A 17,784-nucleotide genomic window follows, 5' to 3' on the forward strand; every position below is an offset into this window, starting at 1 on the left:
GGTTGCCGGTCGGACACTACGGCGCCCAGTACGGGGACAGTGTCAGCACCATCACTGCGAGACTCTTGCGGAAACCAGTCGTGCTGCAAGGCAGCATTTCGAGATGGATGACATTGCCGGTCGGTCGCGTGTATGTTAGGGCCCCACCGACCAATCAATTCGTATCGAAAAGCCTGAAGGGAGGTACTTGATGTCGACGGCCCTGCGCATCGCTCACGGTGCATTCGGCAGGGTCGCTCTGCTCGACATGGACCGGTCCCTGGTCCGTCACGCCCATCATCACTGCCATGTCCTGCTCAAGGTCGAGGGTGCCGACACGCATTTCCTGGTGGGCGAGCGGGTCTATCCGCTCATGGACTCGACGGCCGTGCTCGTCGACGGCTGGAAGCCGCACGCTTATGTGCATGACGTCAACCGGCCGCGAACGCTGATCTTGGCGCTCTACATCGAGCCCGAATGGCTAAAGGAGTTCCGGCCGGGTTGGGCCGCCAGCGGCGCGCCCGGTTTCTTCGAGCAACCGTCGGGCGAGGTTTCTCCGCGCATCCGCCAGCTCGCGTTGCACCTTGCTGCCGATATGATGGCGCATCCGGACGCGCTGCATGCCCATGAGCAGATGCTGTCGAATCTCATGATCGCGGTGATCGAGCGCTTCACACCCTGGCGCAGCTTTCCCAACTCGATCCGCGGCATGAGCGCCGTGAGTTGCGACTGGCGGATCCGGCGCGCGATGGATGCCATGCGAAGCAGGGATTCCTACACCAACGTCGATCAGTTCGTGAGGGGCGCAGGCCTCTCGCGCGCGCAGTTCTTCCGCCTGTTCGAGACCTCGCTCGGAGTCTCGCCAAAAATCTATCTCAATGTCGTGCGCATGGAACGGGCGCTGGATGCGGTGATGCGCGAGGACACCCCGCTCGCGGAACTCAGCGAGCGCTTCGGTTTTCCGGAGCCGGCGCACTTCACGCGCTTCTTCCGCGATCATTCCGGCGTCAGCCCGCGCGAATTCCGCAACGTCTCGCGTCTTGCGGGCTGATTTTGCGGCGCATCTGCCATTCAAATGAGACGATTTGGTAAGTCGTGAGAGCGGGCGGTATGGCGCCCGCACCCCTCCTCCTGACAACTGTCCGCGTCGCGTCGAAGAACGCGTCGGGAGGTATGCCGGGACATGGCGGTCCGAACCGCAACATCGATCGATCAGGGCAAGGGTGACGAGCGGCCATGGGTCGGGCGTTCGATCGAACGCGTCGAGGATGCCGCGCTGCTGAGCGGTCGCGGCCGCTTCATCGACGATCTCGGCGTTCAACCGGCCACGCTGCACGCCGCGATCCTGCGTTCGCCACATGCCCACGCCGATATCCTCGCAATCGATACCGAAGCAGCAATGCGATTGCCTGGCGTTGCGGTCATCCTGACCGGCAGGCAGGTCAAGGCCGTGACGTCGAGCCTCGTCGTGGGCGTGAAAGCGCCCGTCGAGTGCTGGCCGATCGCGATCGACCGCGTACGCTATGTCGGCGAGCCGGTGGCGGTGGTGGTGGCGACCGACCGCGCCCGCGCCGAGGACGCCCTCGAGCTGATCTCCGTGGAGTATCGCCCGCGGGGCGTCATCGTCGATCCGCTCGGCGCACTTGCGCCGGAGGCTCCCCTCCTGCACGACGGCTTTCCGAGAAATCTCGCAAGCGATCGCACGTTCCGCTACGGAAATCCCGAGCAAGCGTTCGCGGACGCTCCTCACCGTTTCTCGATCGACGTCAAATATCCGCGCAACTCCTGCACGCCGATCGAGACTTACGGCGTCATCGCCTCGCACGATGCCGCCGAAGATGCCTTTGATATCCTGGCCAATTTCCAGGGGCCGTTCAGCATCCACACCGTGATCGCGCGCGCCCTGAAAGTTCCGGGCAACCGGCTCCGGCTTCGCACGCCGCCCGACTCCGGCGGCAGTTTCGGCGTCAAGCAGGGCGTTTTTTCGTACATCGTGCTGATCGCAGCAGCGGCTCGCGTCGCGGGCCGACCGGTCAAGTGGATCGAGGATCGGCTCGAGCACCTCACCGCATCGGTATCCGCGACCAACCGGGCCACGACCCTGTCGGCGGCCGTTGCCGCCGATGGCAGAATTCTCGCGCTCGATTGGGATCAGGTCGAGGATTGCGGCGCGCATCTGCGCGCGCCCGAGCCGGCGACCCTCTATCGCATGCACGGCAACATGACGGGGGCTTACGACATCCGCCACGTCAGGATCCACAACCGCGTGGTCGTCACCAACAAGACGCCGACCGGGCTCAACCGCGGGTTTGGGGGGCCGCAGGTCTACTTTGCGCTGGAGCGCCTGGTGCAGCGAATCGCGATCGGCCTCGGTCTTGATCCGCTCGAGGTCATCAGGCGCAATCTGGTTCCGGCCAACGCCTTCCCCTATCGCACGGCAACCGGTGCGCTGCTGGATTCCGGCAACTACCAGGAGGCGATTGCGAGCGCTGTCGAGCAGGGACAACTCGCGGAGCTCAGGGCGCGGCGCGATGAAGCGCGCGCGCACGGGCGTCTCTATGGCATCGGATTCACTGCGGTTGTCGAGCCCAGCGTGTCCAACATGGGCTATATCACGACCGTGCTGACGGCGGCCGAGCGCCGCAAGGCGGGGCCGAAGAACGGCGCGCAGGCCACCGCGACCGTCGGCCTCGATCCCGTCGGCAGCGTCACCGTTCACGTCGCCTCCGTGCCGCAGGGGCAGGGCCATCGCACCGTGCTGTCGCAAGTCGTCGCCGACGTCTTCGGCCTCGAGCCAAAGGACGTCCGGGTCAACGCCGAGATCGACACCACCAAGGACGCTTGGTCGATCGCGTCCGGCAACTATGCCAGCCGTTTCGCTGCGGCGGTGGCCGGCACCGCCAAACTGGCGGCCGAGCGCGTGGCGGGCCGTCTCGCCCGCATCGCCGCCAGTCAGCTCAATGTCGAACCGGCGGACATCGTGTTCGCCAAAGGCTTCATCGCGTCCCGGCATAATCCGGAAAACCGGATCGCATTTTCACGAGTCGCTGCACTCGGCCATTGGTCGCCGGGCTCGCTGCCGGACGACGTCGGTCAGACCATTCGCGAGACCATGTTCTGGACGCCGCCGGAACTGACGTCGCCTGACGACGAGGATCGCATCAACTCGTCGCTGTGCCACGGCTTCATCTTCGATTTCTGCGGCGTCGAAATCGATCGCACCACTCTTGAAACCCGCATCGACCGCTACGTCACCATGCATGATTGCGGCACGATCTTGCATCCCGGCATGGTGGACGGGCAGATCCGCGGCGGCTTCGCGCAGGCCCTGGGCGCGACGCTCTATGAGGAATATGCCTACGCCGATGATGGCAGCTTCCTGACGGGAACGCTGGCCGACTATCTGCTGCCGACCACCACCGAGGTGCCGGAGCCGCAGATCATCCACATGGAGACGCCGTCGCCCTTTACTCCGCTCGGTGCAAAGGGCGTCGGCGAAGGCAATTGCATGTCGACGCCGGTCTGCGTCGCCAACGCGGTCGCAGACGCGCTTGGGCTCGCCGATGTCACGCTGCCGCTGGTGCCGGCAAGGCTTGCCGAGCTGGTGCGCGGCGCCGAGCCGCCGCCGCCGTCGGGGCGGTCGACGGCGAGGCCTGCGCGGCAGGGAGACCGGCGGCTTTGCGGAGAGGGCCAGGCCTTCGTGAAGGGCGCGCCGGAGCAGGTCTGGGCCATGCTGCTCGATCCGGCGACTCTGCAATCGGTCATTCCAGGCTGTCAGCGCGTCGACAAGATTTCCGAGACGCATTTCCGCGCCGACGTGACGCTTGGCATCGGACCTGTCACCGGGCGCTATCGCGCCGACGTCGAGCTGTTCGATCCCGACCCACCGCGTGGGGTGACATTGCGCGGAGCGGCCGACGGTGCGCTCGGCTTCGGCAGCGCGCAAGGACGCATCACGCTCGCGCCCGACGGCAAGGGCGGCACGCACCTGACCTACAGCTATGACGCTGCCATCGGCGGCAAGGTCGCGAGCATCGGCGGCCGCCTGCTGAATGGCGCTACGCGGGCAATTATCGGGCAGTTCTTCGCGGCACTGGCCCGCAAGGCCGGCGGCGTGGCGGCCGGCCGCTTCTCCCGGTTCGCATGGCTGACGAAACTCGCAGGCCTGTTCGGAGGGCGCCGATGAAGCCCGCCGCGTTCGACTATGTCCGCGCCGAATCCGCTGACGAAGTCCTTTCCGGACTAGCGCAGGAAGGCGGCAATGCGCGTGTTCTGGCCGGCGGCCAGTCGCTGATGGCGATGCTCAATATGCGTCTCGCCAAGCCAAAGCGGGTGATCGATATCATGCGCCTCAACGAACTCCGTCATATCGAGCGGAAGGCGGGCGCCGTCGTCGTCGGCGCCGGCGTGCGCCAGGCCGAGCTGCTGGCCTGGCCCGATCTCGCCGAGGTCCTGCCACTCGTGGCACTCGCGCTGCCATGGGTCGGGCACGAGCAGACCCGCAGTCGCGGCACGATCTGCGGTTCGCTCGCGCACGCCGATCCCAGCGCCGAGATGCCGCTCGCGTTGATCGCGCTCGGCGGCGAGGTGCATCTGCGCAGCGCCAAGCGGCGGCGGCATGTGGCGGCAAAGGACTTTTTCGCCGGCATGATGCTGACCGCGCGCGCGGATGACGAACTGATCGAAGGTATATCTCTGCCGATTATCCGCCAAGCGCGCTTTGCGTTTCGAGAGGTCGCGCGGCGGCACGGCGATTTCGCCATCGTTGCCTGCGCGGCGATGACGACGCCTGCAGGCATCCGCTTCGCCGTGGGGGGCGTTGCGGACGTCCCGACCGCGCGTGACTGGCCGCGACTCGAGGGCAGCGCGCTCGACGACGCCCTCAACGGATTTGCCTACGAACTCGATGCCCGCGACGACATCCACGCAACCGCGCGCTATCGCCGTGACCTGGTGCGGATGATCGGCCGCGAGCTGATCGGCGAGGTGCTGCAATGACCCGGCTAGTCGCTAATGCCCGCCATCCCGTCTCCATCACGCTAAACGGCAAGCCCGTCGAAGGGGAAGCCGAGCCGCGCATGCTGCTCTCCGACTTCCTGCGCCATGAGCTCGGTGCGACAGGCACTCATGTCGGCTGCGAGCACGGTGTCTGCGGCGCCTGCACCATCGTCGTCGACGACATGCTCACGCGCGCCTGCCTCGCCCTCGCGGTGCAGGTCGATGGCTGCGATATCGGGACGGTCGAAGCGCTCGCGCCCTCGCCCGACCGGCTCGGCGTGCTGCAAAGCGCCTTCCGGCGCAACCATGCGCTCCAGTGCGGCTTCTGCACTGCCGGAATCCTGATGTCGCTGGACCACTATCTGAGTCGGCACAAGGCGCCGACCGAGGACGGTATTCGCGATCTCCTGAGCGGCCATCTGTGCCGTTGCACCGGCTACACCCCGATCATTCAGGCGGCCTTGGAAGCGGCCGCGGAGCTTGCCACCGTCACGGAAGAGACCCCAGATGCTTGATCTCGGCAGCAGCTTCGTTGCCAGCGCGTCGCGCGATCCCAACGCCATTGCGCTGGTGGATGGCGATCTCCGTCTCACCTATCGGCAATGGTACGAGAAGATCTCGGTGCTGGTGGCATCGTTCGACCAAGTCGGGCTGAAGCCGGGAGATCACGTCATCACCCTGCTGCAGAACCGCTGGGAGGCGGCCACGCTGCATTGGGCCTGCCAGTTCGCGGGAATCGTCATCACGCCGATCAACTGGCGGGCCAAAGCCGACGAGCTGGATTTCTGCATCGAGAACTCGGAGGCGTCCGCCCTTTTCTACCAGGACGTCTCCGCGGAGGCCGTCAGGCAATCGTCGCGCGCCGGCCAATTGCGGCGTTTCCCGGTCGATCCCGGAACAAGCGAGGCGATCAGCTTTGCCGAGATGATCGAAGGCAGCGCGCCCGACGCCGAGCCGCGCGTGGGCGCCGACGCCTGGTCGATCATGCTCTATACCTCGGGCACGACGTCGCGGCCGAAGGGCGTGCCGCGGCGGCATCGTGCCGAGCGGGCCGCGGCGATCGCCCATGTCGCGCAAAACCTCTATGGCCGCGGCGAGCGCACCCTCGGCGTGATGCCGCTCTATCACACGATGGGGGTCCGCTCGCTGCTGGCGATGTCGCTGATCGGCGGCACCTTCATCTGCCTGCCGCGCTATGACAGCCGCCAGGCGCTTGCGCTGATCGAAAAGGAGATGGTCAGCAATCTCTATCTGGTGCCGACCCTTTATCACGACCTCGTCCACCACGACGCGTTTGCCGCGACCGACGTGTCGAGCGTACGCAAGCTCGGCTTCGCCGGCGCCTCGATGACCGACGGACTGTTGAAAAAGCTGAACGAGACGTTCAGGCCGGAACTGTTCGTCAATCATTACGGCAGTTCGGAGATCTATACCTTTACGATCGACCAGAACGCGCCGGCAAAGCCCGGCTCGGCCGGCAAGGCCGGCATCAATCAACACATCAAGGTGGTGCGGATCGACGCGCGCTCGGTCGCGGAGCTTGCCGCAGTCGGCGAGGAAGGCGAGATCATCGCTTTGCTCGCTAGCGATGAGGCGTTCGAAGGTTATTGGCGGCGACCTGAGGCGGACTCCAGGGCCCTGCGCGAGGGCTGGTATTTCACCGGCGACACCGGCTTCGTCGATCTGGACGGCGATCTCCACGTCACCGGCCGCGTCGACGACATGATCATTACCGGTGGCGAGAACGTCTCGCCGGTCGAGATCGAAAGCTGTCTGTCGCTGCATCCGGCCGTGTCCGAGGTCGCAGTGGTCGGCATTGCCGACGAGAAATGGGGCAAGATCGTCGCCGCCTTCGTCAAGCGCAACAAGCCCGTATCCGAGGCTGAGCTGGAGCAGTTCTGCCGCACCTCCGGGCTCGCCAATTTCAAGCGGCCGCGCCGCTATGTCTTCGTCGACGGCATTCCGAAATCGCCGGTCGGCAAACTGCTGCGGCGGCTGCTCGTCGCCGGGGAATACGAGACCGAGCGCCTGCCGCCGGCAGGCGCCGCCTGATCTCAATCATCAACAGAAGGAAGCACAGATGCCGTCACCCTACACATTTTCCGATTCCCGCCTTGCCAAGCTGAATGGCTTCAAGGTCGAAATCGATGAGGCACATGAGCGCGCCGACATCATCCTTGTCCGCCCACCGTATAACATCGTGGCGATGCCGCAGCGCGATCAGCTCCGGCTGAGCTTCGAGACGCTCGATGAGGATACGCGCGTGCGCATCATCGTGCTGCGGTCGGAGGGAGAGCATTTCTCCAGCGGCGGCAATATCGGTGGTTTCATGGAGGCAAGTCCCGAACATGTCTCCAAACTCGCCTGGAATATCGCTGCTCCGGCGCGTTGCGCCAAGCCAGTGATCGTCGCCAACCGCGGTTACTGCTTCGGTGTCGGCTTCGAACTCTCGCTCGCCTGCGATTTCCGGATTGCGTCGGAGACCACGCAGTATGCGCTGCCGGAGCAGAAGCTCGGGCAAATTCCGGGATCGGGCGGTTCGGCGCGGCTGCAGAAGATGGTCGGCATCACCCGCACCAAGGACATCGTGATGCGATCCAAGCGCATTTCGGCGAAGCAGGCGCTGGAGTGGGGCATCGCAACGGAATGCGTGCCGGATGCGGAATTGGAGAAGGCGACCGACAGGCTAGTGGACGAGCTTCGCACGTTCTCGCCGCTGGCGCAGCGGACCGGGAAGAAGCTCCTCAACGACACCGAGGATTCAACGCTGGCCATTGCGATCGAACTCGAGGGGCACTGCTACAGCCGTCTGCGCCAGTCGGACGACTTCAAGGAAGGTGTTGAAGCCTTCAACGCGAAGCGTCCCCCGAAATTCATCGGCAGTTGAACCGTTCCGGCGCGTGGTGGGCAGCCACCGCGCGCCACTCAGGCGGAAAGTTTTCATAAACAAACCATAGAGGGAACGAATATGAAGCCGTTTAGCATTTTAGCCGCTGCGAGCGCGCTGCTCGCCACCACCGCGCTTTCGAATGCCGCACTTGCGCAGGCTGGCCCGATCAAGATCGGCGTGGTCACGCCCTTGTCCGGCACGTATACGCCGATTGGGCAGCAGGTTCGCTGGGGGCTGGAGCTAGCTGCCAAGGATATCAACGCGGCAGGCGGAATTGCCGGACGGCAGACCATCCTCATCTTCGAGGACGAAGAAGCCAATCCGGCCGTTGCCGTTCAGAAGGCCGAGAAGCTGTTCCAGGTCGAGAAGGTGGACTTTCTCACCGGCACGGTGAATTCCGGGTCGACGCTAGCCGTCGCGCAGCTCGCAGAGCGCAACAATAGGCTTGCCGCTACGACCGTCTCTTTCGCCGATTCGATTACCGGTGACAAATGTTCGCCGAACATGTTTCGCGTGAACGCTCGCGCCGAGCAGCAATCGGTCGCGCTCGCCGCCTGGCTTGAGAAGGAGAAGCCGAAGTCGAAGGTGTTCTATCTCGGGCCCGATTATGAAATGGGGCGTTCCACCGTCGCCGCCTTCAAGGCCAACGCCGAAAAGAACGGCGCCCAATCGATGGGCGAGGTATTCGCGCCGCTCGATTCCAAGGACTACACGCAGTATTTTGGCCAGATCCGGGCCGCCCGTCCGCAGGTCGTCTATACCTCGGTTGCTGGGAACGACACGGTGCGATTGCTGACCCAGTTGCAGGACTTCGGCATGCTGTCGAACCTGACAGTCGTTGGCGCCTCCGGCACCGTGACCTCTCAGAACATCGGCGCGATCGGCGCCGCGGCGGAGGGCTTCGCCACCGGTGTGGGTTATTCAACTCAGATTGATACGCCCGAGAACAAGAAGTTCGTCGAGGCGTTCCGTGCCGCCAACAAGGCCGACCCTGATCTCTACGGCGCCGACAGTTACGGCGTCCTCTTTGCCTATAAAGCGTCGGTCGAGAAAACGGGCTCGACCGATACGGACAAGGTGCGCGAAGCGTTGAGGGGGCTGACCTGGAAGACGCCGCAGGGCGACAAGACGATCAGGGCCGGCGACCATCAGGCAATGCAGCCGATGTATGTGGTGCGCGTAAACAAGGGGAAATTCGACATCGTCACGAGTGTGCCTGCGGATAAGGCGATCGGACCCGACGCATGCACACGGTTCTGAACCAAGGGAAACGTCCGCGTTCTCTCCCGTGAGTCCGCGTGAGTCCGGGAGCGAGCGCGGACGGAGCCGATCTCTGGAGACGTCCATGTCACCGATAGACTATCTGCAATTTGTGTTGGCACCGCAGATCCTGAACGGGCTGACGCTCGGCGTTGCCGTTGTTCTTGTTGCGCTGGGGCTCACCATCATTTTCGGCATGCTCGACGTCATCAACATGAGCCACGGCGAATTCTATGCAGTGGGAGCCTATGCAGCGCTGGCGCTTGGAGCCGCGGGCGTCGGTTTCTGGTTTCTGCTGGTCTTGGTGCCGATCCTGATGATTCCCCTCGGTATGGCGGCAGAACGGCTGTTGATCCGCCCGGTCTTCGACTCGAAGGACCGCCACGTCACCACGCTGCTCGTTACCTTTGGCCTGGGCCTCGTTGTCGAGGATGTGCTGAAAGTGATCTTTGGTGCGAACACGCAGCGCCCGCCGACGCCCATTCCGGGCGCAACGGAATGGTTCGGAATTCTCGTGCCAAACTACCGTCTCTTCCTTCTCGCGGTGGGAGCAGCGATCATCGGCGGCGTCGCCTATGTTGTGTACCGTACGCGCCTCGGCGCCATGGTCCGTGCAGCTGCCTTCGATCGCCATATGGCGGCCTCGCTGGGGGTGCCGGTCTCGGTCGTATATGCGGGAACCTTCGCTTTCGGCGTAGCGCTCGCGGGGCTCGCGGGCGTGCTGCTCGCGCCAATCTATTCGGTCTTTCCCACCATGGGGCGGGACTTCATCTTGCTTGCCTTCAGCGTCGTCATCGTCGGCGGCATGGGCTCGATCTGGGGGTGTGTGTTTGCTGGGCTGCTGCTGACGCAAGTGCAGGCGCTCGCGAGCCTCGCCATATCGCCGATATGGACGGATCCTATCGTGTTCGGGACGATGGTCGTCTTCCTCATGGTCCGCCCTCAAGGCCTGTTCGGGAGGCTCGGACATGCTTGATCGGCTCGCTGTCTCCATGCGTGCGAGCCATGTACTCGCGTTTCTGCTTCTCGCGGCGGCGTTGGGCCTCGCGGGCATTGGCGCTGCATTGGACGACAGTTTTTACCTCCGCCTCGGTACCGAAGCGCTGATCTTCGCGGGACTCGCTCTGTCAGTCGACCTCCTTCTCGGCTATTCGGGCGCGCTGTCGCTGGGGCAGGCGCTTTATTTTGGCATCGGCGCCTATGTTTCGGCCCTGACATTGATGACCTTTCCCTCGTTCTGGCTGGCCATGGCTGCCGCAGGTCTTGCGACGCTCGTTACCGCCACGATCGGCGGCCTGATCGCGAACCGGGTTCGCGGTGTCTATTTCGCCCTCATCACCTTTGGCATGGCGCAAGTCGTGGCCAAGGTCGTCTACAACACGCGCGAACTGGGCGCTTCTGACGGCATGATCGGCATTCCCGTTGTCCAGATCCAATTCGGCCCTGTCGCGATCTCGGCTGGCAATCCGGTCGGGTTCTTTCTGATCGTGCTGGCCATCATCATGGGACTGTATGGACTGAGTGCCTATTTACTGGAGACGCCCTTCGGCCGGGTGCTGACGGCCCTGAAAGCCAACGAGAGGCGAGTGCCCTTCCTCGGTTATTCGGTGTGGCGGGCGCGTATGGCGGTCTATATTTTCGCAGGACTCGTGGCCGGGCTGTCTGGCGCGCTCTATCCGGTGCTGCGGGGTTTTGTCTCGCCAGAGCTGATGTTCTTCGCCACTTCCGGGAACGCGGTGATCTCGGTGATCCTCGGGGGCGTCGGTACGCTCATCGGCGCGATCTACGGTGCGGTGCTGCTCGTCATCCTGAAATCGATCATCGGCAGCTGGACGGAGCATCATCTCATCGTCATCGGCCTGCTGTTCATGCTCTGCGTGATGTTCCTGCCGAAGGGGCTCGTCGGCTTCACAAGGCCCTGGATTGAACGCCGAATCGTCCGCGCGCCATCTCAGGAGGTCGGCGCGTCCGCGGTCTCCCCCGCGATCGTCAAATCCGGGAGCGTGTCATGATCCCGCATGTCCTCGACGTTCGTGGTCTCGGCATCTCATTCGGCGGTCTCAAGGCGGTCGACGATGTGAGCTTTTCCGTCGAGCGCCATCGCATTACCACGATCATCGGTCCCAACGGGGCCGGCAAATCCACCTTGTTCAACCTGATCAGTGGCGCCCTGACGCCGAGAAGCGGAAAGGTCATGATCGACGGCGTCGAGATGACACGGGATTCTGCCGAGCAGAAGAAGGCCGCAGGTCTTTCCCGCTCGTTCCAGATCACCAACCTCTTCTTCGAGTTGACCGTCGCGGAAAACCTGCGGCTCGCGGCGCAGCTGCTCGAACCGCCATCGCGCGCCTTGTTGCCGATCCGCCGTTCGCGCCGCGCCATGGAGAAGACCGAGCAAATGCTCGAGCGCTTCGCGCTGGCGCATCGCCGCGACGAACTCGCCGGCAATCTCTCGCACGGGGATCAGCGCCGGCTGGAAATAGCAGTCTGTCTCGCATCCGAACCCAAGATCTTGCTGCTCGACGAGCCGACACAGGGCATGAGCCACGCCGATACGCGCGACACGGCGGTCCTTGTGCGCAGCCTGACCGAGGACGTGACCGTTCTGCTCATCGAGCACGATATCGGTCTTGTGATGAGCCTGTCGGACCATGTTGTCGTCATGCACCAGGGTCGCAAGCTGGCCGAAGGTCCTCCAAATGTAGTGCGATCTGATCCGGCCGTTCAGGCCGCCTATTTCGGGCATCGCTGACATGCTAGCCATTCGCGGATTGCACTCCCACTACGGTCTCAGTCACATCATCCAGGGCATCGATCTCGACGCCAGGGCCGGTGAAGTCATCGGCATCTTTGGGCGCAACGGCGTCGGAAAGACGACATTGCTCAAAACTATCGCCGGTTGGGTGACAGCGAGTGCCGGCACGGTCACGCTCGCTGAGCGCGGACTTTGCGGTCTTTCACCCGATCGCGTCTGTCATGCTGGCGTCGGCTTTGTGCCGGAGGATCGCCGCATCTTTCCAGGGTTGACTGTTGAGGAAAATCTGTCGCTGGGTTTGCTGCAGGTGAGGGGGCGTTCGAGACAGCAGGAGCACCGTGCGATTGATGCGATTTACGGTCGCTTTCCGCGACTGGGCGAGCGACGGCATCAGCTCGGCACGACACTATCCGGCGGCGAACAACAGATGCTGGCAATGGCGCGGGTCATGGTCGGTGAGCCACGTCTCGTGTTGATCGACGAGCCAAGCGAAGGCCTGGCGCCAATGATCGTTGCAGAAGTCTTCGCAATCGTGCGGGAACTGCGCGATCGGGGGGCAATCGTGTTGCTGGTCGAGCAAAACGTACATGAGGCCCTGTCGGTCGCCGACCGCTTCCATGTGGTCGAACGCGGAAAGATCGTATTCAGCGGCGAGGCAGGCGTCGAGACCGATTGCACCCGGCTGATGCAACTAATCGCGGTATGAGGATGATACCATCACCGCCAAGTCCCGCCGTTCATGATGGTATGACGGCGCTTGACGACACTCCTCGCGCGTAAGCTCAAACGTGAAAGTTGGCAGCGCCTGCGCTTTTTGCAGGTAGGTATCGCTTGGCAAAATCGGCTTCAAACCAATGAGAACTTCCCATCCGCGCCGTCCAGCAAAATCTCGCAACGTCCAACGTGGTTCGAAAAATCAACGGCACTTCTGATGGTGGTGTTGCTTGACGTGGCGCCCCGTCCGTAGCCGGTCGACGGCATGATGCTGTCGATCGCAGTTGATACCAGCGCGCCTTTACGTTCAGATATGAATCGCATGTCCCAGCAATTTCAGCGCCGCCTCGTGAAAGCCCTCGCTTTGGGTTGGGTGCGCGTGGATCGTCATCGCGACGTCGTCGAGCCTCGCGCCCATCTCCAGCGCAAGACTGAAGGCTGCAGATAGCTCGGCAATGCCGGCTCCGACACCCTGGATACCAAGCAGGAGATGGTTGTCTCAGCCGCCGCCAAAAGCTGGGGCCGTTTTCTTGTGTGGAACCGCAGGAACGGTAAGCCTACAAGAGAATCATAGTTGCAGCCTTCCTGACCAGAGGGACTGCAATGCGATACGTTGCCTACGCGGTCGATTTAAGTGGCGTTGCTCGGGCGGTTTATGAAATCGATTGCCAGACCGACAAAGACGCCCAGGCTAGAGCAGAGAAGTTCCTAGAGGCCCATTCTGCCGTCGAGGTTTGGGATGGTCCACGCAGGGTCGCGCGGCTGGTGCGCGCGGCTCCTGGTGAACAGCGACAATGATCCGGTGCATCGCGCTGAGCGTCAGTGGAAGCCGCGGACTAAGAAGGCGGCCCGTCGCGCTGACAGACCGGGATCCTTTGCGCACGAGGTAAGAGAGTGAGCACTTGTTCAGCTCGCTCCTCGGTAGACCGGCCGCATGGGCGGTCCGATCAGTGCTGCGTTCACTTGGAAAAGAGCTCGCACGGCGCCCTCGAACCAAATCTATTCTCTCGCATTGCGCATATCTTATGACCTTGGTCGCCGCCCGGTCTTTTCGAAGAGCGGCCGGGCGGTCTCGTTTGGTGATATCGCTTGGTTCAGACCAGAGGCTGCGGCGAACCCAGGTCGGCGAAGTCCCGAACTCCGTCGCCTGAAAAACGGCTCTCCAGATATGCCTGGTCACGCGGAAAGAAGATATTGAAGCCGAAGAAATCCAGGCCGATCACGGCTTGCTTGAGCGGTGCGACTGATTGTGCGTGGAGAAACGCCAGCATGACCTCATAGCTCGTGGCCGAAGGCTGGCCGAAGTTGAAGACGTTCTTGCCGCTCCATCCGGGATGCTGCGGATCGAGAGCGACCTCGGCGCGCGAACTACCTAATATGATCGCCTCGGGCTTGATCCGTCGCACCTGATACGGCTTCACAGCAGGAACGTGATTTTCGTATCGCGGCCGCACGACATTGATCCCCGGAATGTCAGGGGTCCCAAACACGTAGTAGGGATCGACCAATACGATGAGCGCGGAGAGGGCGAGCGGAGGCATCGCTACAGATCCAATGAACCCGACAGTAAAGCGTCGAAAACTGGAGCGGGTTGGCGATGGGGGATCGGCAGCTTTGCTGGTCGCAGAGACGAATGCGCTCACCTTGGTCGTGACTCACTTGAGTTGACGGCGGAGGTTGAGTGCAACGTATCGAAGGACTCTGGGAGGGTCAAATGGGCACGAACGCAACAGGAGCAAGCCACCGGCACGTTGCTTGCGCCTGACGCTGCTGAGCTTTCGGGTCAAGGTCTGCGGCAGAAATCTGCATCGACAACCAAGGAGTTGATGGCCGCCCGATCCCTGATTTCCGCTTGGTTGCGCGAGATACGGATGTTCTTGCCTGAGAGGCGGACGCCGAAATCGGCCGGCAGGGCGGGTTCCGACGGATCATGTGCCACGACTCGATCGAGAATGGAGATTGCCCGCCGTTCTGCGGCGCGGCGGCGGGCGCTACCGGCGGCTTTTTCCAGCTCGTAGAAGCAGCCAAGCAGCTGATGATTGCGCGAGCGCCTTGTCGCTGTTCGAGATCGCGATATCGGCCGGGCTCGCCAATCGTAGCGCTTCGGTATTGGCAGCCGAGGAGGCCTCGAGCTTCCCAAGATCATGCTTTCAGTCGCGCCTAGCGTGCGCATGGTGAGGACACCAGCACCAGATTGAGTTCTCTCGTGATGACCCGAGGTGCTGTGCATGAGAACGTCGGAGCGATGCCGACGTCAGCCGAGCTGAGCCGAAGCCGCGTAGCATCAGATTGTCGGTCTCTGGTCCACGGGGAGGGCCCACCCGAGAAGCGAGCCTGATGACGACAGCAGGGTCGGAGTTCAAGCCAGGGAAATCCACCTTTGATTGCTTGGTCGACGGTTGGCGAGGGGGCAATGGGCTCACCGTCCGCCCACATCCGGGTCGTCCAGCTCTCGCAGAGCGGTCTGTCCGCCTGGCGGATGAACGCATGCAGTCGCGCGATGAGCCGATGCCATAGCGCTCTCGCAAAACGACGGAGCGGCCTTTCGTTCGAGCGGCGGCGCTGATCCAGCGCGCTGCGTGGTCTCGAAGGCCCAAGCCCATAGGGGTGATGCTGTGGCGTGAGCCGAGTCGGGCCTATGTGCCGACGATAGCAATTTGGGAGCCGGGCCCGACAGGCAGCCGGAGCTGTGACGGCCGGGACGGGCCGTGCCAGACCGCAATCGTGGTCACCACGGCATGGGTCCTGGGAGTGCTCACCGGATCTTCGCCCGTTCCCGGGTTGACGGCATAGGCCGGATAATCGGCCCCCGCGATGGAAAGGCGCAGCCGCTCGCCCCTCCTCAGCGTCACGCAGGTGGTGGCCAGCTTTAGCTTGTATCGGCTAGTCGTAGCGGTGCGGTGATGCGCATATCCACTCGAGATCTGAAGAACCCTTTCGTCAGACGTGATGAGCGAAAGAATGCAGCAAAGATCGAAGCTCGGGCGGTCCGAACCAGCCACCGATGAACAGCATCGGAAGACGCCGGGTACGAATGGTACCTAGGTTTGTCACGGGTGAAATGCAGTCCCAGTACGGCGAATCCGGAGGCGTTTCGAGCCAGTCCATGACGTGCGAATAATGTCGGTATTTCTGCAGCAGCTGCTGATCATTAGTTCGGCCGCGCCCATCATGGGAGTGACTGCTTCCGTCAAGGCTGGACCCGGATCCGCTTCTGGCCCATCCTGAGGGAACGCTGGCGGCCATCGCCGGCCGTTCCAACAGCAGTCTCCACGCGATGGACAGAGATCGTCACCCGGGCAAGCGAGTATCCCTTGCGGGAATGCATATCGACCGGACGTCGGGCGTGCCACTGCATTTGCAGATTGCGGCCCACATCCGCGGCTGCATTTTACGCGGTGCCTTTCCGGCTGGAACGCAGTTCCTGGGCTCGCGAGAGATCGCGCGGGAATTGGGCTGCTCGCGCACGGTGGTGCTGACCGCGTGGGATCTGCTTTACGCCGAGGGGTATCTGGAATCGACGCCACGCGGCAGCGTGCTGGTGGCGTCCGTCGCGATGCCGTATGCAGAACCGCCGCCTACTGCGCCGCCCTGGGCTGGGCCCGCCAATATGTCGAAGCGCTGGCGATCGCTGCTTGGTCTGGATTACGAGACCAATTGGCCGTCCGTGTTCGCGCCTGGCGCGCCCGACATCTCGACATTTCCCTTCAAGGAATGGTCACGCCTGCTGCGCCAGACTTGGCAAAATCCGAGGGAACAGGAGTGCCTCGACCTTCCTGCCGAAGGTCACCCGCGGCTGCGGAGCGAGATCGCGAATTTTCTCGGCTCGGTGCGAGGGCTGGTCTGCTCGCCGGAAGAGGTCGTTGTCACGCCCGGTACGTCGGGTGCGCTGGATTTCTGCAGCCGGATGATCCTCGATCCCGGAGACGAGGTCTGGGTCGAGGAGCCCGGCTTCATCGAGGCCCGAGGGGCACTGACGGCAGCCGGCGCGAAGCTCGTTCCAATTCCCGTCGATGACAAAGGCCTCGTCGTTTCGGAGGGCATCAGGCGTGCACCGCGCGCGAAGCTGATCGTGGTCACGCCGTCGCACCAATATCCGCTCGGCGTCAGCATGGGCCTGGAGCGGCGTCTCGAGTTGCTCGACTGGGCCAGCAGGAACGACGTCTGGGTGATCGAGGACGACTACAATTCGGAATTCAGACATCAGGACAGCATGATCGCCTCTTTGCGTTCGCTCGATCGCGAGGGACGGGTGATCTATTTCGGCACCTTCTCCAAGATGATGATGCCTAATCTGCGGCTCGGCTACATGGTCGCCAACAGGCATTTCATCGCCGGATTTTCCAAGGGTCGCGCGCGGATCGACGTGCACACTTCCGGCATCGGACAGCTCGCTTTGGCCGAGTTCATGCGGGAAGGGCACCTGCTGCGACATCTCCGTGCGATGCGCCGGGTCTACGCGAGCAGGCGAAAGGCTCTGATCGAGGCGATCGCGGCCCAGGCGCCGGATGATCTGGTCGTGTCCTCCGCCGTCACCGGGCTGCATCTCGTCGCGCTCTTCACCGAAGCGATGCAAGCGCGGATGAGTGATCGCGAAGCGGCGGCTGCCGTGAAACAGGCCGGCATCCACGTCCAGCCGCTCTCGCAGAATTTTCTGGAGCAACCGACGCGACAGGGCCTCGTGTTCGGCTACGGACGTCTGCGCGTCGAGGACGCCTCGCCGCTGCTTGCGAGAGTGGTGGCTTGCATCGGCAGCGGCTCGCGCAATGCACCATCCAAACCGCCAATCTCTTTCCTTGCTGCTGCAATAAAGAGAGGCTGAGCCGATCGCCATGCATAGCTCCGGGGCAGGCGAACATCCCGCCGGGCCGGGTCGGTCGCCTGCAAATTAGACAGAGGATTTGACGCGTTCGGATTGCGCGGCAGCGGATCCCGCGATTTGTGCGGAGAAATCTTTGGCACGCTGCACTTTTCCCGCGTGGACCGGTCCGCGCTCGCCTGCCGTCGCCGCGGGCAGCGCTGCATCAAAACGTGCAGCAGCCGGCGCGGCGCGCGGCTAACGTCGCGTGCTGGTCTAGCGGATTGGGACAACTCTGGCTCTATCCCCCGCCTATCGCTCTGTCGCACGCTTCCGGTCGGTGGCATGACAGGGGATGCATGATGAGCGCTCTCGGTTTGGCATTGGACT

At 63.2% G+C, this 17,784-nt stretch carries 15 protein-coding genes and 1 pseudogene; 13 read left to right on the plus strand and 3 right to left on the minus strand.

Annotated features, from left to right (window positions below):
- Positions 1-190 precede the first annotated feature (190 nt).
- From AC066S_RS17000 to AC066S_RS17055, 12 genes are all read left to right on the plus strand, one after another.
- The gene (locus tag AC066S_RS17000; protein WP_135169787.1) at positions 191-1,030 is read left to right on the plus strand and encodes a helix-turn-helix transcriptional regulator; all 840 of its coding nucleotides are present in this window, start codon (positions 191-193) and stop codon (positions 1,028-1,030) included.
- Between the two features lie 132 nt (positions 1,031-1,162).
- Positions 1,163-4,165, plus strand: coding sequence for a xanthine dehydrogenase family protein molybdopterin-binding subunit (locus AC066S_RS17005; protein WP_478270220.1), 3,003 nt, complete (start codon positions 1,163-1,165; stop codon positions 4,163-4,165).
- Positions 4,162-4,977, plus strand: a complete 816-nt coding sequence (locus AC066S_RS17010) for an FAD binding domain-containing protein (RefSeq protein WP_135169785.1) — start codon at positions 4,162-4,164, stop codon at positions 4,975-4,977. Before AC066S_RS17005 ends, AC066S_RS17010 begins: the two co-directional genes overlap by 4 nt.
- Positions 4,974-5,492 carry a (2Fe-2S)-binding protein gene (locus AC066S_RS17015; RefSeq protein WP_135169784.1) on the plus strand — a complete coding sequence of 173 codons (519 nt, stop codon included), beginning with the start codon at positions 4,974-4,976 and terminating at the stop codon, positions 5,490-5,492. The genes AC066S_RS17010 and AC066S_RS17015 overlap by 4 nt, the downstream gene beginning before the upstream one ends.
- Positions 5,485-7,029, plus strand: coding sequence for an AMP-binding protein (locus tag AC066S_RS17020; RefSeq protein ID WP_478270221.1), 1,545 nt, complete (start codon positions 5,485-5,487; stop codon positions 7,027-7,029). The genes AC066S_RS17015 and AC066S_RS17020 overlap by 8 nt, the downstream gene beginning before the upstream one ends.
- Before the next feature lie 28 nt (positions 7,030-7,057).
- Positions 7,058-7,864 (plus strand): enoyl-CoA hydratase/isomerase family protein, encoded by an 807-nt coding sequence (locus tag AC066S_RS17025; RefSeq protein WP_135169782.1) that lies wholly within the window; start codon positions 7,058-7,060, stop codon positions 7,862-7,864.
- 81 nt (positions 7,865-7,945) lie between these two features.
- Complete coding sequence (locus tag AC066S_RS17030) at positions 7,946-9,127, plus strand: ABC transporter substrate-binding protein (protein WP_135169781.1); 1,182 nt, start codon at positions 7,946-7,948, stop codon at positions 9,125-9,127.
- 85 nt (positions 9,128-9,212) lie between these two features.
- Positions 9,213-10,103, plus strand: a complete 891-nt coding sequence (locus tag AC066S_RS17035) for a branched-chain amino acid ABC transporter permease (protein ID WP_135169780.1) — start codon at positions 9,213-9,215, stop codon at positions 10,101-10,103.
- Complete coding sequence (locus tag AC066S_RS17040) at positions 10,096-11,139, plus strand: branched-chain amino acid ABC transporter permease (RefSeq protein WP_135169779.1); 1,044 nt, start codon at positions 10,096-10,098, stop codon at positions 11,137-11,139. The genes AC066S_RS17035 and AC066S_RS17040 overlap by 8 nt, the downstream gene beginning before the upstream one ends.
- Positions 11,136-11,879 carry an ABC transporter ATP-binding protein gene (locus AC066S_RS17045; protein WP_167767537.1) on the plus strand — a complete coding sequence of 248 codons (744 nt, stop codon included), beginning with the start codon at positions 11,136-11,138 and terminating at the stop codon, positions 11,877-11,879. The genes AC066S_RS17040 and AC066S_RS17045 overlap by 4 nt, the downstream gene beginning before the upstream one ends.
- Before the next feature lies 1 nt (position 11,880).
- Complete coding sequence (locus tag AC066S_RS17050; RefSeq protein WP_135169778.1) at positions 11,881-12,588, plus strand: ABC transporter ATP-binding protein; 708 nt, start codon at positions 11,881-11,883, stop codon at positions 12,586-12,588.
- 51 nt (positions 12,589-12,639) lie between these two features.
- Complete coding sequence (locus AC066S_RS17055) at positions 12,640-12,849, plus strand: hypothetical protein (protein WP_135169777.1); 210 nt, start codon at positions 12,640-12,642, stop codon at positions 12,847-12,849.
- A gap of 54 nt (positions 12,850-12,903) precedes the next feature.
- On the opposite strand, the pseudogene AC066S_RS17060 reads toward AC066S_RS17055, so the two are convergent.
- The 3 genes and pseudogenes from AC066S_RS17060 to AC066S_RS17070 all read right to left on the minus strand — a co-directional run.
- Positions 12,904-13,095: pseudogene (locus AC066S_RS17060) on the minus strand (dihydrolipoyl dehydrogenase); the annotation flags it as partial.
- 595 nt (positions 13,096-13,690) lie between these two features.
- Positions 13,691-14,137 (minus strand): hypothetical protein, encoded by a 447-nt coding sequence (locus AC066S_RS17065; protein WP_135169776.1) that lies wholly within the window; start codon positions 14,135-14,137, stop codon positions 13,691-13,693.
- 1,095 nt (positions 14,138-15,232) lie between these two features.
- A complete protein-coding gene (locus AC066S_RS17070; RefSeq protein ID WP_430644574.1) occupies positions 15,233-15,598 on the minus strand; it encodes a CocE/NonD family hydrolase C-terminal non-catalytic domain-containing protein in 366 nt (121 codons plus the stop codon).
- A gap of 344 nt (positions 15,599-15,942) precedes the next feature.
- Between AC066S_RS17070 and pdxR the strand changes: the two genes are divergently transcribed.
- The gene (gene pdxR / locus AC066S_RS17075) at positions 15,943-17,418 is read left to right on the plus strand and encodes a MocR-like pyridoxine biosynthesis transcription factor PdxR (RefSeq protein WP_478270222.1); all 1,476 of its coding nucleotides are present in this window, start codon (positions 15,943-15,945) and stop codon (positions 17,416-17,418) included.
- Positions 17,419-17,784 lie beyond the last annotated feature (366 nt).

This window comes from Bradyrhizobium sp. CFUWI, from assembly GCF_056429085.1.